This is a genomic window from Bacillus sp. FSL W8-0519 (assembly GCF_038005585.1).
Taxonomy (GTDB): Bacteria; Bacillota; Bacilli; order Bacillales; family Bacillaceae_G; genus Bacillus_A; species Bacillus_A paranthracis.
Genome location: NZ_JBBOTL010000001.1, coordinates 683,617 through 706,527, shown reverse-complemented (window position 1 = coordinate 706,527; position 22,911 = coordinate 683,617). Strand labels below are relative to the sequence as shown.

Below are 22,911 nucleotides of genomic sequence, written 5' to 3'. Positions count from 1 at the left end.
TTAGAATTTTCCTGAAAACTTCTTTAAAACATCCCTCTTACACTTTTTCATTAAGCAGTATTTGCTCTATCGCCCCTTTTAATAAGCGCTTAGTCTCTTCAAAATTATGATTCTGCTTTTCTCCCGATTGTACCGTATAAAATTCAGCAAACGAGCGCTCTTTATATCTTGGTACGACATGCATATGGTAATGTGTTAACTCGTTAAATACTCCACCATTTTGACAAACTGTAACTCCATCTGGTTTATATAATGCCTTAATCGCTTTTGCAATAAGCTTAGAAGCATCCATAATGGATTTTGCTACAACATCATCTAATTCATCTACTTCTACAACATGCTGTTTTGGCACAATTAAAGTATGGCCTGGATAGAAAGGTTCATGATCTAAAAAACATGTTACATACTCATCTTCGTATACTCTATATATTTTTTCCTCCTCGTTTGCTAATTTACATCCTAAACAATCCATTACACTTTCTCCTCTCTCTAAAACAGAAAAACGTGAGAGCCGTATTCTCACGTTTTTCTGTTTCACTTTATTAGCTCAATCGTTTCCGTAACTTTTATACTATCTTTTACCGATTGAACAATCGTGCAATTTTTCACTGCAAGTTGCAGTGCCTTGTCCAACTTCTCTTCTGTAATGTTTTGTGCTTTAATTTTATAATGCAAATGAACACTTTCAACTGGTTTTGATAATGCTTCACTTCTACCAATTTCCGTTTCAATTGTAAACGTATCGTATGGAATACGTTTCTTTTCTAAAATTGTTCGAAAGACAATTGCACTACATCCTGCGATTGAAGAAATAAGTAATTGTAACGGTGAATACCCGTTTTCTTTTCCAATCGCTAATTGACCATACGATAAATCTGCCTCAATATCATCTTGTTTGATGGTTAGTTTCATTTGTTGTCTCCACCTTCATCGGTTTCTGCCGTTTCTTATTTATATAATAATATATGTAGCAGAAAATGATAAATGGAATACCACAATATAACGCCATTCTTTGTTCTGGAATAAACGCTAAACTAATAACAACGATACTATTTGTAATTAAAGCTAAAATAGGAACAATTGGATATAACGGTGTTTTATATTTTAAGTCCTCTAACTTTCCTCCGCCTTTTATATACTGACTTCTAAAGCGCAGTTGCGACAGGGCAATAATGATCCAACTTGAAACAGCTGATAAACCAGCTATAGATAATAAGTACATGTATACTGTATCTTCTGCAAGGAAACTTGTTAATAAAGATAAAGCAGCTACAGCAATTGTTACGACTAGCGCTGTAATTGGAATACCACGCTTATTTACTTTCTGGAAAGACTTTGGTGCCATTCCTTCATTTGCAAGTGACCATAGTATACGAGTTGCCGCATATAATCCTGAATTCGCTACAGATAGTAACGCTGTAATAATAACAAAGTTCATAATATCAGCTGCATATGGAATACCAATTTTATCAAACACAACTACGAACGGACTTTCAATTACGCCAGCTTCTTTCCAAGAAATTAATCCTACTAAAATCGTCATTGTTAAAATGAAGAATAACATAATGCGCCATACTGTATTACGGATTGCACGTGGAATTGTTTTTTCTGGATTTTCACTTTCTCCCGCTGCAATCCCGATTAACTCTGTTCCTTGGAACGAGAAGTTAACTGTAATCATTGTAAGTAATACGGCAGCTAGTCCATTCGGGAATAACCCGCCTTCGCTTACAAAGTTAGAGAAAAGAGGTGCTGCTTCTTTTCCGTCATATGATATAAATCCTAATAATGCACTACCACCAAGAACAACAAAGGCAAGAATGGTAACTACTTTAATACTAGAGAACCAAAATTCTAATTCAGCATAACTTTTCGCCGAAATTGCGTTTGAAGCATATAAAATAACACCGAATACAAGACACCATACCCAAACATCAACATTCGGAAACCATCTTTTCATCATTAAACCGATTGACGTTAATTCTAATCCTACTGTTACTGCCCAGCCAAGCCAATATAGCCAGCCGATCATAAAGCCCGTTCCTGGTCCAATAAACTTCGTCGCATACTTTTGGAAAGAACCTGAAACTGGCATCGCTACCGTTAATTCTCCAAGACAAAGCATTGTTAAATACATAATAAATCCGCCTACTAAATATGAAAGGATGGCTCCCCCTGGTCCAGCCTGATTAATGGTGTAACCTGAACCTAAGAAAAAACCAGTTCCGATTACACCACCTAGTGCGATCATAAATAAATGTCTACTCTTCATCGTACGATGTAATTTCTCATTCGTTGGTTGCTGCATCTAAATCCTCCCCCTACCAATACCCCTATATCTTGTTAAAATTTTCTGATAATAAAAATATACACGAAAGCGATTACATTTTCTATATAAAATTAAAACTTTTCTGATAAAATAATATAAAAAATTGAATTATTGCAAGATTTAGATTCTATTTAGAGGAAAATAAGGAGAAACAAGGAAAAACCCTTACATATATTGTAAGGGTTAACGAAGTTCTAACCTTCTCGATAAAATTGATAAACTATAGTTTACAATAAAGTACATACAAGCTACTACTATAAACGTTGGAATCATATAATTTACATTTTGTCCGCTAATAATTTGAGCATTATGCATAAGCTCTGGGAGTGATATAACGACTGCTAGCGCTGTATCTTTCAGCAATGAAATAAACTGACTGACAAGTGGCGGGACCATTCTTCTTAATGCTTGTGGTAAAATAATGTGCCAAAGCGCTTGCACATACGTTAATCCTGAAGATCTTGCAGCCTCAATCTGTCCTTTTTCAATAGATAATAGGCCACTTCGAACAATTTCAGATATCATTGCAGCTTCAAATATTGTTAAAGCGACAATTACGGCTGTTATAATTTCTAATTTCAAGCCTGCTTCTGGAAGTGCAAAATATGTGAAAAATATAATTAAAAGTAGTGGTAAGTTTCGAATTACTTCAACGATAACTCCTAATATTTGTGAGAAGACGGGTATTTTTGTGTACCGTACAATCCCTATTACACTACCGATAATAAAGCTAAGTACAATTGCTACGAGCGCTACCTCTAACGTTATAAGTAATCCTTTTAATAAAAACAGAATATGATCACCTGTTATTGCTCCCTTAAAATCCATTTACACCGCCTCCTTTGCTAAGCGTTTTTCTAAATAACGCACTAGCATACTGAGCGGAATTGTTAATATTAAATAAAACATCCCGACAAATATATACACATCGAACGTAACAAACGTCTTCGTTGAAATTAAATCTCCTTGATACATTAAATCAGCACCAGCAATAATTCCGAGTATAGAAGAGTTTTTTACTAAATTGAGAAATTGATTTCCTAAAGGAGGGATTACGATTTTCATCGCCTGGGGTAAAACGACATGGTACATTGCTTGCGTATACGTCAATCCTGAGGAACGTGCTGCCTCCATTTGGCCTTTCGCGACTGATAAAATACCAGCTCGAATGACTTCCGCAATAAACGCTGCAGTATATACGGTAAGCGTAACTGTTCCTGCTACAAAACCATTTAAAGTAATTCCTACTACAGGTAAAGCGAAATAAAATATAAATGCAATTAATACGAGCGGAATATTTCTTACAAATTCTACAATAGCAGCTCCCAACCAATTTAAAATACGAATCGGTGCAATACGCATTACCGCCAATACTACCCCTAAAATAAAACTGCCTATTAATGCGATTACACTAGACAACACTGTATATTTAAAACCCTCTAAATACATATCAATGTTATTCGTTAATATAGAAAAATCAGGCACATATTCTCCCCTCTTTCTTTACAAGAAGAGGATGAGTACTCTCATCCTCTCACTTTTACTATTTATCACTTTACTTCTCTGGTTTCTGCCCAATCCATTTCTCATATAATTTGTCATACTCTCCGCTTGCTTTCATGTCTTTAATTAAATTATTAATCTCTTTCGTTAAATCATCTGCACCTTTTTGCACTGCAATTCCGTACGGCTCATCCGTGAAAATTTTCCCGACAACTTCATAATTCGAATCTTGTTTTGCCATACCGTAAAGAATTGCATTATCTGTCGTTAACACATCACCTTTTCCTGCTTTTAACGCTGTAAATGCCTCACTGTAATTTTCAAATTCTAATACAGTCGCTTCCGGTGATTTTTGGCGAATGTTATTTGTCGATGTTGAACCTTTTACTGCTAACACTTTTACGCCCTTTTTCACATCATCAATACTTTTAATATCGCTTCCTTTTTTTACGAGTAACGATTGCCCTGCTTTAAAGTATACATCTGAAAAATCGACCTCTTTTTTACGTTCTTCTGTAATTGTCATCGTTGCGATAATTGCATCAATGTCACCATTTTTCAGGAGTGGAATACGCGTTTTAGACGTTACCTCTTTTAATTCTAATTTCTTTTCATCTCCAAGAATTTTTTTCGCAAGCGCCTTTGCAACATCAACATCAAATCCTTCTACCTGCCCTGTTGAAGGGTTTTTCAATCCAAATAAGTTCGTATCATTCTTCACCCCAACTACTAATTTCCCGCGCTTCTTAATTTGCTCAACAGCCCCGCCTTGCTTCGTATTCGTTTCTTTTGCCTCATCTTTTTTACTTCCGCACCCAGCAACGACAAGTACGAATAGACATGAAAATACGATTAACGTAAACAACTTTTTCATTTTAAGCATAAAACTCCTCCTTTAATGGTTTAACACTCGGCTTAAAAATAGACGCGCTCTTTCTTGTTCAGGACTCGCAAAAAATTGCGCCGGTGTTGTATCCTCAATAATCTTGCCATCATCCATAAATAAAATCCGATCGGCTACCTCCCGTGCAAATCCCATTTCATGCGTGACAACGACCATCGTCATCCCTTCTTTAGCTAGCTTTTTCATAACATCAAGTACTTCCCCGATCATCTCTGGATCAAGAGCAGACGTAGGCTCATCGAATAGCATAATTTCCGGCTGCATCGCAAGTCCTCTAGCAATTGCCACCCTTTGCTGTTGTCCACCAGATAATTGATGTGGATATACACTGGCCTTCTCCGGAATTCCTACTTTCTCTAAATAAAACATCGCCGTTTTCTCTGCTTCCTCTTTTGAAATTTTATTTACTTTAATAGGTGCTAGTGTAATATTTTGAAGAACCGTTTTATGTGGATATAAATAAAAATGTTGAAAGACCATTCCGATATTTCGGCGTAATTCATTCATATCTGTTTTCGCATTGTGTACCTCCGTATTTTGTACAATTAACTCTCCCTCTGTAATTGACTCTAACTGGTTTATACACCGAAGCAACGTGCTTTTTCCTGATCCTGAAGGCCCAACAACTACTACCACTTCACCTTTTTTCACTTGTACATTAATATCTTTTAAAACTTGAAAGTTACCATAATATTTATTTACATTACGAAACTCTATCAACATACTCCCCCCTTCCCCTAACAAAGCATGTACATTCTTTTTATATTCAAAAATAAGCAAAAAAATAACTTTGATCCTCATTTCACCCATAAAAAAAGCAAAGGGGTTTCCCCTTTGCTTTTTCATCTCTATTCCATTACGATACTTCTTCTTTCTTATCTTTTCCGTATTCATGTTCCCAGAAATCAGCATTTTTAATTCCCAATGTCCCTGGATCGAATACTGGATCTTTTCCTTCTTTCTTCTGCTTTTCATAATCCTTTAATGCAACTAATGCAGGTTTTTGTAACAATAAAATCGCAATGATATTTACCCATGCCATAATCCCTACACCGATATCACCTAAAGCCCAAGCCGTTGCTGCTGTTTTGATACAACCGTAGAATACAGCTCCTAAAAAGACAAACTTTAGTACCATAGACATCCAAGGACGGTCTTTATCACGATTTAAGTACGCGATATTCGTTTCTGCAATGTAGTAATACGCCATAATTGTTGTAAATGCAAAGAATAGTAACGAGATTGCAACGAAACCGTTTCCAAATCCAGGGAAAACAGATTCTACTGCTGCCTGTGTATATCCCGGTCCTGGCTGTGCACCATTTAATTTATTTACGATAAAGTTTTTTCCGCTTGCATCAAATACGTTATACATGCCTGTAATAATCATCATAAATGCTGTTGCTGAACAAACAAATAATGTATCAATGTAAACGGAAAACGCTTGCACTAAGCCTTGCTTAGCTGGATGTGATACTTCAGCTGCTGCCGCTGCATGTGGCCCAGTTCCTTGCCCTGCTTCATTAGAATAAATACCACGTTTTACTCCCCAAGAAATTGCTAAACCGATAATACCACCAAATGCTGCTTCTAATGCAAACGCACTTCTTATAATTAACATAAATGCTTCTGGCAGTTTTTCAATATTCATAGCGACAATAACACAAGCTACTAAAATATATCCAACAGCCATAAACGGTACGACAACTTGCGCTACGTTAACAATTCGTTTTACTCCACCGAAGATGATAAGAGCCAATACAACAACTAATAAAGCCCCTGATAGAGTAGTATTAATTCCAAAAGCTGTCTCTAAACTTACAGCAATACTATTTGCTTGCACGCCTGGTAATAAAAGCCCAGTTGCAAGGATTGTCGCTGCAACGAATACTAATGCATACCATTTAACCCCTAAACCTTTTTCAATGTAATAAGCAGGTCCACCGCGAAACTGTCCTTGATGCTTTGTCTTATAGATTTGCGCGAGTGTTGATTCTACATAAGCTGATCCTGCTCCTAAAAAGGCTACTGCCCACATCCAAAATACAGCCCCTGGTCCACCGAAGGCAACCGCTGTAGCTACCCCAGCGATATTCCCTGTCCCAACGCGCCCTGATAACGAAAGTGCTAACGCTTGGAATGAAGAAACACCAGCCTCTGATTTTTCTCCTTTAAATGTCAGCTTCACCATTTCTCCTACGTGCCTTACTTGTAAAAACCTCGTTCGAATAGAAAAATATAAACCTGCTCCTAAACATAAATAAACAAGTGCTGGACTCCAAACAATATTATTTAACCAATTTACGAAAGCTTCCAATATTCCCCCTCCTTTTTATCAAGAATATTCAGAATATATAAAAATTATAAGTGTATACCGAATCTATGACAATATTATTTTAATAAAACAAACATATTTTTGTATAAAAAAACAAAGTATATATTTGTTTTATATACTTTGTTTTGAACAGAATGTATTATATATTCACAATTGCTTCTTTTTTTATAATTCTTTCGTATAGCTCTTCTGATAACTTTCGGAAATTATCTGGCATATCTTTCCCTTTAAATTTCTTTTGGAGCGTGCCGTATAGACCTATGTCACGCAAACGTAAAAATAGTGGTAATGATTCATACCAGCTATCCGCCAGTCTGTGCTCATACTCATAGCCTTTCCGTAACACTTGTAACTGTTTACGAGCAAAGTCTGTCTTCTCTTCCGCTGTCCACGTTGTAAATAGAACAGAGTAATAAAGAACCATTGCTAAATCGTGTATAAAGTAATTATAAGCCGCATCATCAAAATCAAAGATTGTTAGCTCTTTTCCATCATAATGAAAATTACCTGGATGAATATCACCATGCATAAGGCCGAATGTTTCTCTTTCAATTGGAAGAGCCTTTATCTCATCCATTAATACAGTAGCAATCTTTTTCACTTGATCATCTTCTAATTCATTAACAATCCCACTCTCATCTTCTTCCCACGTATCACGATGATCCGTTTTAGGATAGTTCATTGTTAGACGATGCAGTTGTCCAATCGCTTTTCCCCATGCTTCAAAGTAAGCGTCTCCCCAATAAGGCGATTCCGCTCCTTTTACTTGCTCACCTTTTGCATATGTAAATAAAGAAGCGAAAAAGAAAGTTTCATCCTCTGCTCTGATGTCTTCTACAAGATTTTGAGATGCTGAATAAAGGGGGCCTGCTACCTTTGCCCCATTCTCCGCAACATATCGTAAAAAATCTAGTTCAGCCTCGACTTCTTTTTTAGAGCGATGCGACGAATGCGTTAAACGTAATACATAGTCTTCATCATTATCACCCTTCGCCTTAAAAATATAATTCTCAAAATCTCCAAGCGGCTTGTCTTCCACTGTTACATGAAACAAACTCGCTGCTCTTTTTAAAATCTCTTTCGTAAAAACACGTTCTACAGCTATTTCCATATGTATCCCTCCTATATATCTTCTTAATTCGACATAAATGTTAAAAGTACTGCTATGAAATTGAATAATGCGTGGGCAATCATAGCTGATAAAATAGAATTTGTTTTCTCATATAACCAAGCAAATACTACTCCACTTAAAAAATTCACTGGTAATGTGTTATATGTGGGAATATGAACAACAGTAAATATTATAGAACTTACAAGCACTCCACCCCATATACCATATTTATCACGAAAAAATGTATAAAAAACACCTCGATATAAAATCTCTTCATAAATTGGTGATATAACTGCTGCTCCAATTACCGCGATACAGAACGAATATATTGATTTATCATTTTGGACCGTCTCCGTTTTACTATTTTCAAAAGAAATACCCATTTTCTCCATTATCATTAATACAGCAATACTAACTACAATTAAGGTAATCAATGCTATAACTGTCCATAAAAAATCTTTCCATGAAAGTTTTCGAATTCCAATATCTTTCCAAGACAGTTGATATCTTTTTATACAAAAAAGATAAACTACAGTAGTAAATATCACCGCCATTATAAATCCCATTAATACTCCAGCATATAATGAGTTCCCTATTATCTTTAAAGCATATTCATATAAAAGAGATTCAACTGTTACTGGGACAATAAGAAATACGAAAACTAATAAATATAAAATTTCTTTCCATCCCCACATATACCTCAAAGTCACCTATATCATCCCCTATATCCTATTTTCTATAGTATAAAAGATGACGTAACGTAACTTTCAAGCTACTTTTTTAAAAATAGTCCAAGCATAAATTTCTCGCAAAAAGAACAACAAAAGAGTAAAAACCAAAAGCATATGTTTCCATCACTTCCATATATCCTCTATTCAATTCACCATACATATTAGAAGTACTGCTATGAATACTATAAAAAATCTAAAAACAAAAAAAGGTTGATTCACTAAATCAACCTTTACATTATTAAAAGTTTTATTTATCAATTGATTCTCGTATATAACATTTATTTTTATTTCTCTTCACCTTTTGTCTGCATTGAATTGAAAGTCCAATTTAATTTTAATGAATCTCCTTGAAATACATTTTGCTCTGCATTATTATCTACAAATGTGAACATTACATAGAAAGTATCATCATCACCAGAAGCAAGTCCATTTCCTTCTCGGTCTACAACACCTTTTTGTACAAGATCAGGAATACTTCCATTTTGCGTAGATACCTTTAAATCAGATAATGTAGTAGACCAAATTGGAACCTCATTTTTATCCAAATTCCACAAGAAATCAACACGGATATGATCACCAAAATCAGCATTTCCATTATCTCCTTTAGCATCGATTACACTGTAATCTGTCAGGAGTTTCACATCTCCTATTGCTAAAGTTCCTTTGTTTACTAATTGAAAACCACGCTCCATTTCATCACCTGGTTTAATATTATCGACATTAATAACAACTTCAGGATTCACACTCAAATCTAAAGTCCCCGCTGCAAAAGTGTTTTGTGACACTTCCTTATCACTAAAATACGCATATGTTCCCCCGCCAATTAAAGATAAGCCAAGTGCTGCAGTTACAACACCCATACCAAGTTTTTTCTTAATGCTCATTTCACAAGTCCCCCTATTTTTAAAGTTCAAACTACAAACCTTATTTCCATCCCACAAAATAATTTAAGCAACTACCTTGTCCCACAGCGAAAGTGAACCAACTTTAAACTAGTTACTTCATGTATCAAAACGACTATTACTTTTAAAATAACCGGTAATGTTACCGTAAATTATTACCGGTTATTTGTTAGCCAATCTCATTTCATTTACTATTCATTGTCTGATTGCATTATTTACTCTAGAGTTTTGCCCACTTATTTTTTTGGTTCTAAGCCAATAGAGCGTAAGATTTTATCTAATGTCACCGGACCTACATTTTCTTTCGGTTTCTGATTTTCTTTAGCATCTGAACTCTTTTTCAAGAAGTTTTTCTCAATAAAACGAATATCTGTTTCATCTACAACACCATCTTGATTTATATCTCCATCTTTTACAGATACTTTTCCTTTTCCATACGATAAAGCTGCTATTCTAGCATCTTGAATGTCTACCATTTTATCTCCATTTACATCACCTGCAAGGTTATCATCCATGTCAGCTCTAAAGTTTTGTCCCACTAATTCACCATCTTGCACCTTCCCTATTTTTGCTGTTAATTTACTATTTAAATGACCTGGCATTTCTACGAAAATATCATATTCTTTATCACTTACTGGGACACTATGAATTTCAAATTGCCCGTTATCACCAATCGTTCCTGTATATTTCTTTCCATCCTTGCCAACTGCGTACACTTTTGCTCCTAGTTTTGTATAGTCTTTCTTACCTAAATACCCCTCTTCATTCAAGAAAGCTTCCGGGCCAATATATCCTGTAATCGTTGAATGTTTCGAAACAATAGCAAAAGATTTATCTTTAAACGCAGGAATCTCAATGCCTTCTGATGCACCAGCTTTTGTATAAGAGAACTTCTCTACTCCAAATGCAGTTAAATCATTAAAGTATTCATCGTTCGTCATCTCGAATGTAACATCTAAAAATGGTGTATCTCCATCTAATCCTTTAAATTCTTTTCCTTCTAATGATGCCCCAACTTTCACCTTGTTTTCCCAAGCTCCTTCTTCACTTATCTTCGGATCTTCTAATTTAAGGTTCAGTCCATGTTGTTTTACATATTCCGTAAGTGCTGGATTTGGTTTCACATCTGTAAATTTAAAGAGCTGCTTGTAATAAGGAATTTCAAATGTACCTGACATAAGCTGTTTTACATTATTAAGATTCAAAGTTAACGTAATTTTCTCTCCTAATTTGATTTTATCTTTGTCATAACTTGGAACAGCGTATTCTGTCCCTTCCTTTACAAAGACGTAATCTTTATATCCAGTTGCCATATTCCCTGCAGTTGCAAGATCATATCCAAATAATTTTAAATTTAACGGCTCATTTATTTCCTCTGGAAGTACTCCAAATTTAAAATCACCATTTGCTTGAATTGTATTCAGCCAACCTGATGGAAAGGCTGAGTTTTGATAATATACAATTTGGTTCGCTTTTTGACTATACTGCAAGCCTTTTGCTTTTAATGCATCTACTGTAGAATCATAAATATTACCATGCACCCATAATGCACGTTGGCCGTCTTCTTCTTTAAACATAGAATCATTTACTTCATGTATACCAGGTTGTACATCCTTAAATTTCATTTCCGGTATAACATTATCAATGATAATGCTATCGCCTTTTGTATACGATTTTCCTTCTTTATCATATCCAACGAAGTTCAATTCGTAATCTCCATCAGGCAACATAACAGGTTTATCCCCAATTGGATGAGCTGGGTCTCCTGTGAATGGAAGTACATACCCTCCCATACCAGAAAACATCATATATTCAATATTCGGTGTTAGACTACTTGCATTAAGTGTACCAACGACTCCTAATGCCTTTCCTGTCTTTCGGTCCTTCACAACTGCATCAATAGTTTCAAGAGGACTATTTAGTTTAAATGTCAAAGGCGAACTTGGTCTCTCCATAAACGGATGGAATTTAGATGCATCTGTTGCCATTGCATCTCTCAGTAAATCTACAGACGCAATCCCTTTTTCTGTGAATTTAACTGCAAATGGTACTTGATACACTTCTTTTTCATTGTTTTTATTTGAAATATGAATATAGCCCTCATATCTACCAAATTCAGCGTTTTCTGGAATGATAATTTCAGGGCTAATTTCCTCTGATGTACTAGGAGCTACTTTAATAGAATCTGGTACATTTAGCTTCACACCATTCTTCGCTGCATCTTGCACACCTACACTTGTAGATGAAAACTCTACTTCTAATTTAAACTCTTTTCCATCAGTTTTACTGCTGTTCTTAATTAAGACTTTTCGACTATCTTTAATAGGCCCATTTTCAATTTGATTTTTATACCCAAACGCAATAGAACCTGTTTTTTCTTCAATTTCTACTTCTTCATCATCTACAACGTTTGATGTTTTATCGATAACCTCGATAGATGTATCTGCATGAACTGCACGATATGCATCAATTCGTCCAGAACCCACCTCAAATACAGAACGCTCTTCTTTTAGGTCAACTGCGGTATTCATAAGTGCTTCTTTTACTTCAAATGGACTATAGTTTGGATGTTCTTGTAAAATAAGTGCCGCTACCCCTGCAGTATGAGGAGTTGCCATAGATGTACCTGACATACGTCCATACGCTACCGGATAATTTTCTCCATCTTTTGGATCATTAATATATTCAGGAACAGTTGAGAAAATAGACACACCTGGTGCTACAATATCTGGCTTAATATCATCTGTTTTAGTTGCAGGACCACGGGAGCTGAAATCAGCCAAATGATCTCCCTCTGTTTTTATATTACTAAGTTCTCCAAATGCTAACGACACATCTCCTTGTACAGCTTTTGCTTGCAATTTCTCACCATCTACTTTTGTTAAGCGGAACGATGGAATAGATGAAGTACTTTCCCCAAGATAACTTGTAATTTCCCCATCTACATTGTTGTATACAATTACCGCCTTTGCGCCTGCTTCCTTAGCATTTTTAATTTTTTCATCAAATGTAATCTCACCACGTTGGATAAGAGCTAACTTCCCTTTTACATCTTTCCCTGTAAAATCATCTAATTTCCCAAGTCCTGCATATACAACCGATAAGGATTGTCCTTTCAAATCTTCAATCTTATCAGTAAAGCTTTTTCCAAGTAGCATCATCTTATCTACATGTACATCACCTGCATCGGCGGAAAACGTTGGAATATTCATTGCAGCGTCACTGGCTCCAACTGTAATTGGAAGTGCTGCTGCACTAGGTGATCCTATCGTACCTTCTTCCGGACCACTATTACCAGCTGCTACTACTGTAACAACACCTGCTAACATCGCATTGTTCACTGCAACAGAAGTAGGATATAAAGGATCATTAATAGACGCTCCTAGTGATAAATTGATAACATCCATATCGTCTTTCACTGCTTTATCAATCGCAGCAAGAATACCGCTTGTTTGTCCACTTCCATACGGACCTAGTACGCGATATGAATATAAATCTACATCTGGAGCAACGCCCTTCACTGCATAATCCACACTATTCTGTTTGTCTGCAGCAATTGTCCCGGCTACATGCGTACCATGGGATGTATAATATGCACTTCCCTCATAAATTTCAGGATATCCTCCAGAATTTTGCCAATCCTTATACGTTGTCTCCATTGGATCAGCATCATTATTCACAAAGTCCCATCCTTTTATTGAGTTCGGATCTACTTTACTTGGATCTTCACCTTGTTTTGCACGATATCCTTTATATGCATCTTTCAAATCCGGGTGGTTGTAATCAATACCTGTGTCCAGTACACCTACCTTAATTCCTTTACCTGTTATTTTTTCATCATGCAGCTTGTCCACACCAATTTGCGGTACACTATCTACCATTTTTGGTTCAACAGCAGTCTTAGCTGTTTCTTTCGGCAAATCAATTTTAACCTCATGATCTTCCCATACGCGCTTAACGATACCGGTACGAACTAAGTCTTCGATCATATTTGCTGGTAAAGAAATCGCTACACCATTAAAAGCATTCTTATACTCTCTTGTTATTTTTGCAGATTTTACATTTGTCCCTTTCTCTTTATTCTTTTGAAGCTGTTCAAGCTCTGCTTTAAATCCTTTATGTGATGCCTCTACCTTTTGTTCCGCATTTGAAAGAGCTATCTTTTTCCCTTTAGCCGCTTGTTTTAATACCTCAATTTTGCTAGGCGCTTGCTTAAATTCTATAATCACATTTACATTATTAGGACTTGCTGTATTGATACCTGGCGAAATAACAAAACCTGGTTTTGTATCTAACGTTTTTAAGGCATTACGTTGTTCCTTTGTAAGGCCTTTTAAGATAGCATCTGCATCATCAATTCCAGTTAAAGTAGATGTATTTACCTCTTCCGCTAATACGTTATATGGAATCCCTTGAGACAATAACATTCCAACTGTTAACGTTCCAATAAGAACCTTTCCAAATTTCCCTCGTTTCATATTGCATCTCCCCATTATTCATATTATTTTTGAAACAAATTGATTCTTACATTCCCATGTAGCATCGGAAACTCTATCAATCTTAATCTTTTGTATCATGAAAGATTCCAACACTACTACCATCCCCATACCTCATATAGCTAACCACTCACTTTACTCTTTTTATAAGAGCCCCCCATCATTTGTTTCCAACAAAAGATTTTCATGAAATGAATTATTAACAATATTAAAATGTAATTCTATTTTTATTATTTCACATTTTGATTATTCTGAAAATTAAACAAAAGGAGTATCTTTTCTCTAATTATTCTATGCCTACATAGTACAAAAGAACTATCTTGTCATTTATTCTTTGTGATACAGAATAAATCGACACGATAGTTCTTTGATAAATTTCTTATTTAATCTAGCGGAACCAATTGATTTCGAACTGCATAAATCACTGCTTGCGATCGACTTTTCACATTTAGTTTTTTAAAAATTTTATTGATGTGTATTTTAACTGTTTTATCACTAATATATAAAACTTCAGCAATTTCTTTATTACTAAGTCCTTTTACTAGTTCAAAGAGAATTTCCTTTTCACGTTCCGTCAGTTCATTTTCATTTGATTCTACTTTCATTTTTTGCTGATGATATGTAATTAATTTTTTAGTCATACGCGGATGAATAACTGAATCACCTCGATATAACATTCGAATTGCTGCTACTACCTGCTCTGATGAGGAATCCTTCAATAAATAACCATCAGCACCGGCCTGAAGTGCATCCATTAAATACTCATCATGTTCATACATTGTAAACACAAGTACTCGGCAACTCGGATAAATTTTTTTCACTAACTCTGTAGCTTCAATCCCATTTTTCCCTGGCAGGTTAATATCCATCAAAATACAATCTGGTCCGCATTCTTCTACTTTTCCCAATACTTCATCCCCAGAGCTAGCTTCTCCAACCACTTTCATATCAGATTCATCTTCTAGTATGCTCCGAATTGCATCCCGTAAAAAAGCATGATCATCTACTACTAATATTTTAATCATTTTACGCACCCCTTGTTTGTGAATCTGGAATTAACAGTGTAATTTCTGTCCCCTTTCCTATAGAACTATCAATCTGTAAAGTAGCCCCTAATTGGTCAGCTTGTTCATTCATATGTAATATACCATAATGTGGCTCATTCTTTGTTTTAACCATAGACTCAAATAGTGAAAAGCCAACTCCATTATCCTTAACCCTTAAAAGAACGTGTTCACTTTGATAACTGAGTAAAACATCAGCCTTTTTTGCTTGTGCATGTTTTACAATGTTTTGCAAACTCTCTTGTAATGTATCAAATATAACTCTTTCTTTTGAAAAACTAAGCGCACGTGCATGGCCTCTTTCATGATAGGTAATGTCTAATTCATATTCTCGTTTTAAAGATTTTATTTTACTTGCTATTGCCTGCTTAAGACCTAATTGTTGTGTCGGATATGGTTTTAAAGCATAAATAGAATAGCGAACTTCTCCTAGACTTCCTCTTAAATCTTTTATGCTTTTCTCAACTACTTGCTGCATATCTTTTGGTTTATCATGGTATTTTTTCCGTGCGGATTCTAGTTGGAATATTACCCCCGCTAATGTTTGCGCAATACCATCGTGAATTTCACGGGCAATTCTATTTCTTTCTTCTAAAATCATTCTTTTTTTCTGTTCAGAAATCAATATCCTTGTTTTAACAACGTTAGCTAATTGGTTAGAAAATGTAGCTAACGACTGTACATCTTCCGGAAAGAAACCCGCATTTCTACTTTTCCCTGCAACAAACATTCCGACTAATTCATCATTTACTATAAGAGGAAAATATACAAGTGAGCGTATAACACTATCAAATATTTCATCTCCAGGAGCCGTACCAATTTTCCAATCATTAAATACAAGATTTTTAGAAAGTTCCTCAAACGCCCTTGATATTTCTGAATCATCAGAAATATAAGAGCGCACTTTCCCATCTTTTAATAGAATACTCCAGTTCCCATCATCTTTTGTCCATATTACATATGCTTGTATGCCAAAAAAACCTTTAAGTGCTTGTTTAATATGTTTCAAGTTTCCTCCAGTTAATCCTCGACTAATTTCGGTCGTAATAAGAAATAACTCATATAATCGTTCCTTCTCCATCCTTATCCGTACAGAAAAAGAACTAATAACTGAAGCTGCTACAAGTGGAAAAAAGAAAAACAGTACTGTAATCTCGTTTATTTCCACACTATATATACTAATTAATACATGCATCAGGGCCGCATAAGAGAAACCAAAAGTTTCGCAAAGAAATACCGTTACAGTTTTTTTATACCACTGATATATTGAATATGGCTGTGGAAGAAGTATCATCAACAAATCGTAAAAACGATTGTTGAAAAAACAAAAAAACACGCAAAATAATAACAAAGATATTAAATTTTCATATAGAACTGGCATAACTATCTTATTAAGTAATAAGGACATACATTTGTTTGAAAACCATTCGGCCAAAATCAAACTAAGTGCATGCTGAGTACTATTAAATAACATTCTTTGTATCGGTGAACGACGATGCAGGTGAATAATTAGCGTTACGAATACAATAGCAGTAATAGTTATATGGATTCCAAACTGCCAACTCATAGCGTAAATGATCGGAAAAGTAAGCGAGCTAGTTCCTCTCCAAAATCTTACAGGAAAATACTCTGCAATCCCCATAAATAGTAACAACATTATTAGTATTGTTGGATGAGAAGGGATTTTAATTTCAAGTAAAGATATAGTTATAGTAACCAAACCAAGAAAAGAAATAAAATAAAGATAAGAACTAGCAATCTTTTCTCTCATAAAGATAGAATTTACATCCTTCAAAACAACCCCTTCTTTCTTTATAAAAACTTCATTTTCCCTATTATCCAATAAAAAACCGGCACTGGCAAAATGGAAGAACATCCACTAGCCAATCACCGGCTGTGTACTGTACCTAAAAAGGCAAGACACAATACTAGTATTATAAATCGTTTTTCTTAAATTTCCTATTCATCAAATGATGTAATTATGCATCCCGCTAGATTTACTCTCCTATAGTACAAAAGATATATATTAATATCGCAAATATATACGTTCTTTCCATTTCCCTACTTTTCTAAAAAATCCAAGCATAATTTTCTCACAAAAAACAAAAATTAACAGAAATAATTTCAATGTAAAGGAGATGGAAATTATGACCGAACAGAAGCACTCACAACAAGATAATAACAAAAAGCATATGTTTCCATCACTTCCGGAAAACATTAATTATATCGAAAATAAGCTCTGTCATTCAGACGATATAAAAAAATTAGATCTTCCTTTCCAAAACGGCAAAGGAACAATCTTATATATCGAATCTTTAGCAGATTTAAATTTAATTCACCAATTAGCTCTTGAGCCTTTATTAACTCGGTCGGATTTGTCTTTAGATAAAGCATTTGCCACATTAAGTATGAAGAAAGAAACAAATTTAAATTACGGTGTGCAACTTTTATTACAAGGCAAATCATTATATTTTCATGAACAAGTCGACAGTTTTTGTATTTTCGAAACAGCTTTATCTTTAAAGAGAGATATAGCAGAGCCTGATAATGAAGGCATTGTACGTGGACCACATACTGGTTTTGTAGAAGATTTAGCAACCAATTTAGCTTCCATTCGTAAACTCATAAAAAGTCCAAATATCGTCGTTAAATATTTCACACTTGGTGAAGAAATGCATACGAAAGTGGCAATTGCTTATATGCAAAACATAGCGAATGACGATTTAGTTACAGAAGTAAAAAGAAGGTTAGAAACGATTAAGACAGATGCACTTATGCCTCCAGGATATATACAAGAATTTATAGAGGATACGTCTTTCTCACCATTTCCGCAGCAATTAAATACAGAGCGTCCAGATAGAGTCGCAGCAAATTTAATGGAAGGACGAGTTGCTATTTTATCTGATGGAGATCCAACAGCGCTCATCGTTCCTGTTACATTATTCGCTTTCTATCAATCACCAGATGATTATAATAACCGCTGGATTGTCGGTTCTTTCGTCCGAATGATTCGCTTAGTGAGTTTTTTGATTGCTTTTCTCTTACCAGCTATATATATCGCAACCGTAGCCTTTCATCCTGATGTATTGCCGCTCGAACTTGTATATACAATTAAAGCTTCATTAGAGAAAGTACCACTTCCTCCTATTTTTGAAGCTCTCTTAATGGAGCTAATTTTCGAGTTATTACGGGAAGCTGGTATTCGTTTGCCGAGCAGAGTTGGACAAACAATCGGTATTGTAGGCGGTTTAGTAATTGGTGATGCAATTGTAAAAGCCGGACTCGTTTCTTACACAATGATTATCGTTGTAGCTTTAACTGCAATCTCATCTTTTCTCGTTCCATCAAACGATATGAGTTCAGCAGTTCGGATTCTTCGATTTCCATTAATGCTCCTTGCTGCCCTATTCGGATATGTAGGAATATCGTTCGGTCTCATTATAACTTTCGTTCATTTATGTCAGCTTCATTCTTTTCATACACCATATCTTTCTCCTGTTGCACCAATGCGGATTAAAGATATGAAAGATTCTTTTGTCAGACTACCAATTTGGTCATTTTGGGAACGACCACATGATCCAAAACCGAAAAAAATGCAGCGCCAACATGTAACGAGAGAGGATGAGGACGGTGACAAACACGCAAAGTAAAATTTCGTTAGTTCAATTTACCTTTTTCGTTATTCAGTGCCAAATCGGAGTAGGCATACTTTCTCTACCGAATCGCCTTCACCCGATTGCTAAAGGCGGTGGGTGGATTTCCGCGCTCATCGCCGGGCTTGCGATTCAGCTTATTATTTTACTTATGTGGCTTTTCTTAAAACGATTTCCTGATGCAGATATGTATGAAAGTGTTTGTATGCTATTTGGTAATAAGTTTGGAAAACTATTAGGTTTTGCTTATGTTTTTTACTTTACTCTTATTGGTATGACGGTTATGTTAAACGCTTGTAATGTCATTAAAGTATGGATTTTGCAAGCAACTCCTTGGTACGCAATTCTCATACTATTTACAATAGCTTGTTGCTATGTAGCTTATAATACGTTTAAAGTGATCGTCCGATTTTATGTCATGGCTTCTATTCTCATTTTTCCAATGGCCCTTTTAATTGCACTGGGGCTTACACGGGCTGATTTTTCTTACATTTTTCCAATTACAGAAGCCGGATGGTGGAATATAATTCAAGCATCCAAGGAAACAATTACAGCCATGTATGGTTTTGAAATCATTCTTATCGCTTTTCCAAAAGTAAATGGCAGTTCTGTCGCAAAACTAAAGGCAATTTCTATCGCGAATGGATTTGTAACCCTTTTTTATACTTTTACTGTTTGGATTTGCTTTATCGTATTTAGTCCAAAACAAATTGAGCTTATTCCAGAACCAGTTGCTTACTTATTACGATCCTTGCATATCGGGATTATAGACCGAACTGATTTACTATTCATACCAATTTGGATGATAACAGTTGTAGCTTCTATCGCTAGTTATTACTGCGCTGCTTCTATAGGAATTGGACATATATTCAATCTTGGTAATCATAAAAAGGCTGTCCCAATCGTTGGTATTATTGCTTTTAGTATAGCCCTATTTATCGATACACCTGAAGAATTAAAAGTGATTGCAACTTTCACAGATAAGTTCACCTATATTTTCATCGTTGTCCTCCCTCTTTTATTTCTACTTTATTCAGTAATAAGAAATAAGAAAGGAGAACAGTATGTTCAAAAAAAGAGTTAAATTACTTTTTGTATTATGCACTAGTGCATTCCTTGCTGGCTGTTGGGATCAAGAACCATTAAGGGAAGCAAGGTTAGCTTATAGTATTGGATCTGATATTACAGAAGAGAATCAACTCCAGCAAACAATTGAGCTCGTAAAAAGTTCAAGCGGCGAACAATCTTCATTCGAGAATGAAATACATTCAGCAACCGGGCATAACATAAGAGATACAAGCGATGCACTGAAAAAAAATGTGACTGGAAATATTCGTTATTTTAAATATGGTGTTCAATTACTAGGAACCAAAATTTTAAAAAAAGGTATACTACCTTATTTAGATGTCAGCTTTCGGGACCCAACAAACCCAACTGCTTTAGTAAAACTTATTGCAGTAGATGGTGAAACATCCGAGATACTAGAAAAAAAGAAAGTAGGAAATTTACTAATTGGAGATTTTCTAAAGAAAAAAGTGAAAAGCTTAGAAGATATGAGTGTATTTCCAAAAGAAACTTTAGAAACAGCTGCTACAAAAATGTTAGATCCGGGTAAAGACTTTACCCTCCCTTCTATAAAAATAAAAGGAAAAGAAGTAATTACAAACGGATTAGCTTTATTTAACAATGATAAATTGACCGGGCATTTACCTTTAAAACAATCTGTTTTATTCGTATTATTAACTGGAAAAATGGGAACAAGTGCCCGTATAACCCAAAAACTTACTAGCGATGAATCCGAGAAGACATCTGACTATTTAACAATGGAAGTGAGCAATCGGAAATTAAAACGAGACTTAAAAATAACAACAGATAAAAAAGGAAATGTTTATGCTCACATTAAGCTTCAATTAAAAGTTATAGCCCTTGAAGCTCCGAGAGATAATCTTTACAAAATGGATGAAAGAAAAAAACTAAATAAGGAACTATCCAAACAGCTCACGAAAGAAGCGAAAAAAATAACGAAAAAGTTACAAAAGGCAAATTGTGATGCTTTCGGAATTGGTAGACATCTTATCGCTTATCATCCTGACCTATGGAAGAAAAAAAATTGGAATAAAGATTATGCAAAAGTAAAATTTAAGCCTGAGGTAGAAGTAAGCATTTTGTATAGTGGTGTCTTAAAATAAAAGGTTGTATGCCACGCAGGCATACAACCTTTTATTTCGTATATCGATATACAATTGATTCATATGGTCTTAAGTCAAGGTTTGTAATATCCTTGCTGGAATCTTTATAATTCGACAGTAATACTTCTTGTTGCATTCCATCTAATTGAACGTGCGCTGGTACAGAGTACGTTATTTCCTCTCCATAGAAGTTATTGATAACAAGTAGCACTTCACTTTCTGTAGTACGAGTATATGCCCAAATTTTAGGATCATTTTCATCCAAAATAGCATATTCTCCTTCTGTAATTACATCATACGTTTTTCTAAGTTCTATTAACTCTTTATAATGATAAAATACAGACTCTTTATCTTCTAATGCCTTCTCTACGTTTATTTCTTTAAAGTTTTCAGCCACTGAAATCCAAGGTGTACTTGTTGTAAAGCCACTGTTCATCTCTTCATTCCACTGCATTGGAGTACGGGAGTTGTCACGAGATTTTTGTTTTAAAATCCCGATAATCTCTTCTTTTGATAATCCTTCTTCCAACTTTATATCATATATATTTAACGATTCCACATCACGATATTGTTCAATAGACTCAAAATTAGGATTCGTCATACCGATTTCTTCGCCTTGATAAATATAAGGCGTTCCTTGCAACATATGCATAGCCGTTGCTAACATTTTTGCAGATTCATTTCTATACTTCTCATCATTACCGAAGCGTGACACAATACGAGGCTGGTCATGATTACACCAGAATAACGCATTCCATCCCCCGCCCTTTTGCATTTCAATTTGCCAATTAGACATAATCTCTTTTAATTTAATAAAATCAAAATCAGCCTTCGTCCACTTATCACCATTCGGATAATCAACTTTTAAATGATGGAAACTAAACGTCATACTTAATTCATTACGCTCAGGGTTTGAATATTTAATACAATTATCAATTGTCGTAGATGACATTTCTCCAACTGTAATTACATCTTTCCCTTCAAAAACATTTCGGTTCATTTCTTGTAAATATTCATGAACACGTGGGCCATCTGTATAATATTTACGGCCATCGCTTGTCGCCGTACTTCCATTATCATTTAAGAACTGTTGATCTTTTGAAATTAAATTAATAACATCTAATCGGAATCCAGTTACCCCTTTATCAAGCCAAAAGCGCATCATATCATATACTTCTTCACGAAGTTTTTCATTTTCCCAGTTTAAATCTGCTTGTGTCTCATCAAATAGATGTAAATAATATTGCTCTGTCTTCTCATCATATTTCCAAGCAGACCCACCAAACTTAGATTGCCAATTATTTTTTTCATCACGCCAAATATAGTAATTACGATATGGACTATTTTTATCTTCCTTCGCTTCTTTAAACCACTTATGCTCCGTCGAACTATGATTTACAACGATATCAAGCATAATTTCAATGTTACGTGCTTTTGCTTCTTCTAAAAGCTCTTCAAACTCTTCCATCGTTCCGTAAGATGGATCAATATTGTAGTAATCACTTACATCGTATCCATTATCATTTTGTGGCGATTGGTATATCGGTGTTAACCAAATATAATCTACTCCGAGTTCTTTTAAGTAATCTAGTTTTTCTGTAACCCCTTTTATATCACCGGTTTCTTTATTGTAATAGCTATTAAAGCTCTTCGGATAAATTTGATAAACTACACTTTTATGCCAATCCTTCATG

The 22,911-nt window shown here is 35.0% G+C and carries 18 protein-coding genes; 3 read left to right on the top strand and 15 right to left on the bottom strand.

Annotated elements, in window-relative coordinates; translation table 11 throughout:
• Positions 1 to 37: 37 nt before the first annotated feature.
• The 14 genes from NST14_RS03660 to NST14_RS03595 form a co-directional block, all read right to left on the bottom strand.
• On the bottom strand, positions 38 to 472 hold the full coding sequence (locus NST14_RS03660) for an HIT family protein (protein ID WP_095842532.1): 435 nt from the start codon (positions 470 to 472) through the stop codon (positions 38 to 40).
• A gap of 62 nt (positions 473 to 534) precedes the next feature.
• Positions 535 to 912 carry an OsmC family protein gene (locus NST14_RS03655; RefSeq protein WP_046198908.1) on the bottom strand — a complete coding sequence of 126 codons (378 nt, stop codon included), beginning with the start codon at positions 910 to 912 and terminating at the stop codon, positions 535 to 537.
• Entirely contained in the window at positions 887 to 2,308 is a 1,422-nt protein-coding gene (locus NST14_RS03650) for an amino acid permease (protein WP_001187115.1), read from the bottom strand. The genes NST14_RS03655 and NST14_RS03650 overlap by 26 nt, the downstream gene beginning before the upstream one ends.
• Before the next feature lie 204 nt (positions 2,309 to 2,512).
• The gene (locus NST14_RS03645; protein ID WP_000345989.1) at positions 2,513 to 3,157 is read right to left on the bottom strand and encodes an amino acid ABC transporter permease; all 645 of its coding nucleotides are present in this window, start codon (positions 3,155 to 3,157) and stop codon (positions 2,513 to 2,515) included.
• Positions 3,158 to 3,814 carry an amino acid ABC transporter permease gene (locus NST14_RS03640; RefSeq protein ID WP_001112657.1) on the bottom strand — a complete coding sequence of 219 codons (657 nt, stop codon included), beginning with the start codon at positions 3,812 to 3,814 and terminating at the stop codon, positions 3,158 to 3,160.
• 70 nt (positions 3,815 to 3,884) lie between these two features.
• Complete coding sequence (gene glnH / locus NST14_RS03635) at positions 3,885 to 4,715, bottom strand: glutamine ABC transporter substrate-binding protein GlnH (RefSeq protein ID WP_000916479.1); 831 nt, start codon at positions 4,713 to 4,715, stop codon at positions 3,885 to 3,887.
• A 12-nt stretch (positions 4,716 to 4,727) separates the two neighbouring features.
• Positions 4,728 to 5,456 (bottom strand): amino acid ABC transporter ATP-binding protein, encoded by a 729-nt coding sequence (locus NST14_RS03630; RefSeq protein WP_073541560.1) that lies wholly within the window; start codon positions 5,454 to 5,456, stop codon positions 4,728 to 4,730.
• Between the two features lie 136 nt (positions 5,457 to 5,592).
• Positions 5,593 to 7,053, bottom strand: coding sequence for an alanine/glycine:cation symporter family protein (locus NST14_RS03625; RefSeq protein ID WP_073541553.1), 1,461 nt, complete (start codon positions 7,051 to 7,053; stop codon positions 5,593 to 5,595).
• A gap of 157 nt (positions 7,054 to 7,210) precedes the next feature.
• Positions 7,211 to 8,182, bottom strand: coding sequence for a phosphotransferase enzyme family protein (locus tag NST14_RS03620; protein WP_098487510.1), 972 nt, complete (start codon positions 8,180 to 8,182; stop codon positions 7,211 to 7,213).
• Between the two features lie 23 nt (positions 8,183 to 8,205).
• The gene (locus NST14_RS03615) at positions 8,206 to 8,892 is read right to left on the bottom strand and encodes a CPBP family intramembrane glutamic endopeptidase (protein WP_002163753.1); all 687 of its coding nucleotides are present in this window, start codon (positions 8,890 to 8,892) and stop codon (positions 8,206 to 8,208) included.
• A 305-nt stretch (positions 8,893 to 9,197) separates the two neighbouring features.
• Positions 9,198 to 9,797, bottom strand: a complete 600-nt coding sequence (locus NST14_RS03610) for a TasA family protein (RefSeq protein ID WP_000023363.1) — start codon at positions 9,795 to 9,797, stop codon at positions 9,198 to 9,200.
• Between the two features lie 254 nt (positions 9,798 to 10,051).
• Positions 10,052 to 14,293 carry a S8 family serine peptidase gene (locus NST14_RS03605; protein WP_000820244.1) on the bottom strand — a complete coding sequence of 1,414 codons (4,242 nt, stop codon included), beginning with the start codon at positions 14,291 to 14,293 and terminating at the stop codon, positions 10,052 to 10,054.
• Positions 14,294 to 14,694: 401 nt separating this feature from the next.
• Positions 14,695 to 15,336 (bottom strand): response regulator, encoded by a 642-nt coding sequence (locus tag NST14_RS03600; RefSeq protein WP_000590668.1) that lies wholly within the window; start codon positions 15,334 to 15,336, stop codon positions 14,695 to 14,697.
• A 1-nt stretch (position 15,337) separates the two neighbouring features.
• Complete coding sequence (locus NST14_RS03595; protein WP_002163754.1) at positions 15,338 to 17,170, bottom strand: GAF domain-containing sensor histidine kinase; 1,833 nt, start codon at positions 17,168 to 17,170, stop codon at positions 15,338 to 15,340.
• Between the two features lie 352 nt (positions 17,171 to 17,522).
• On the opposite strand from NST14_RS03595, the gene gerKA reads away from it, so the two are divergent.
• From gerKA to gerKC, 3 genes are read left to right on the top strand one after another with little or no spacing between them, the layout of a single operon-like run.
• A complete protein-coding gene (gerKA, locus tag NST14_RS03590) occupies positions 17,523 to 19,025 on the top strand; it encodes a spore germination protein GerKA (RefSeq protein WP_098487509.1) in 1,503 nt (500 codons plus the stop codon).
• Entirely contained in the window at positions 19,006 to 20,112 is a 1,107-nt protein-coding gene (locus NST14_RS03585) for a GerAB/ArcD/ProY family transporter (protein WP_000185777.1), read from the top strand. The genes gerKA and NST14_RS03585 overlap by 20 nt, the downstream gene beginning before the upstream one ends.
• Positions 20,093 to 21,217, top strand: a complete 1,125-nt coding sequence (gene gerKC, locus NST14_RS03580) for a spore germination protein GerKC (RefSeq protein ID WP_000474039.1) — start codon at positions 20,093 to 20,095, stop codon at positions 21,215 to 21,217. Before NST14_RS03585 ends, gerKC begins: the two co-directional genes overlap by 20 nt.
• A gap of 31 nt (positions 21,218 to 21,248) precedes the next feature.
• On the opposite strand, the gene treC is transcribed toward gerKC, so the two are convergent.
• Entirely contained in the window at positions 21,249 to 22,910 is a 1,662-nt protein-coding gene (gene treC / locus NST14_RS03575) for an alpha,alpha-phosphotrehalase (protein ID WP_000656099.1), read from the bottom strand.
• Position 22,911: the final 1 nt, after the last annotated feature.

Excerpts from the sequence above, each read along its gene's own strand:
- NST14_RS03660 (WP_095842532.1), bottom strand. The coding sequence starts at position 472 with ATGGATTGTTTAGGATGTAAATTAGCAAACGAGGAGGAAAAAATATAT.
- NST14_RS03655 (WP_046198908.1), bottom strand. The coding sequence starts at position 912 with ATGAAACTAACCATCAAACAAGATGATATTGAGGCAGATTTATCGTAT.
- NST14_RS03650 (WP_001187115.1), bottom strand. The coding sequence starts at position 2,308 with ATGCAGCAACCAACGAATGAGAAATTACATCGTACGATGAAGAGTAGA.
- NST14_RS03645 (WP_000345989.1), bottom strand. The coding sequence starts at position 3,157 with ATGGATTTTAAGGGAGCAATAACAGGTGATCATATTCTGTTTTTATTA.
- glnH (WP_000916479.1), bottom strand. The coding sequence starts at position 4,715 with ATGCTTAAAATGAAAAAGTTGTTTACGTTAATCGTATTTTCATGTCTA.
- NST14_RS03620 (WP_098487510.1), bottom strand. The coding sequence starts at position 8,182 with ATGGAAATAGCTGTAGAACGTGTTTTTACGAAAGAGATTTTAAAAAGA.
- NST14_RS03610 (WP_000023363.1), bottom strand. The coding sequence starts at position 9,797 with ATGAGCATTAAGAAAAAACTTGGTATGGGTGTTGTAACTGCAGCACTT.
- NST14_RS03605 (WP_000820244.1), bottom strand. The coding sequence starts at position 14,293 with ATGAAACGAGGGAAATTTGGAAAGGTTCTTATTGGAACGTTAACAGTT.
- NST14_RS03600 (WP_000590668.1), bottom strand. The coding sequence starts at position 15,336 with ATGATTAAAATATTAGTAGTAGATGATCATGCTTTTTTACGGGATGCA.
- gerKA (WP_098487509.1), top strand. The coding sequence starts at position 17,523 with ATGACCGAACAGAAGCACTCACAACAAGATAATAACAAAAAGCATATG.
- gerKC (WP_000474039.1), top strand. The coding sequence starts at position 20,093 with ATGTTCAAAAAAAGAGTTAAATTACTTTTTGTATTATGCACTAGTGCA.
- treC (WP_000656099.1), bottom strand. The coding sequence starts at position 22,910 with ATGAAGGATTGGCATAAAAGTGTAGTTTATCAAATTTATCCGAAGAGC.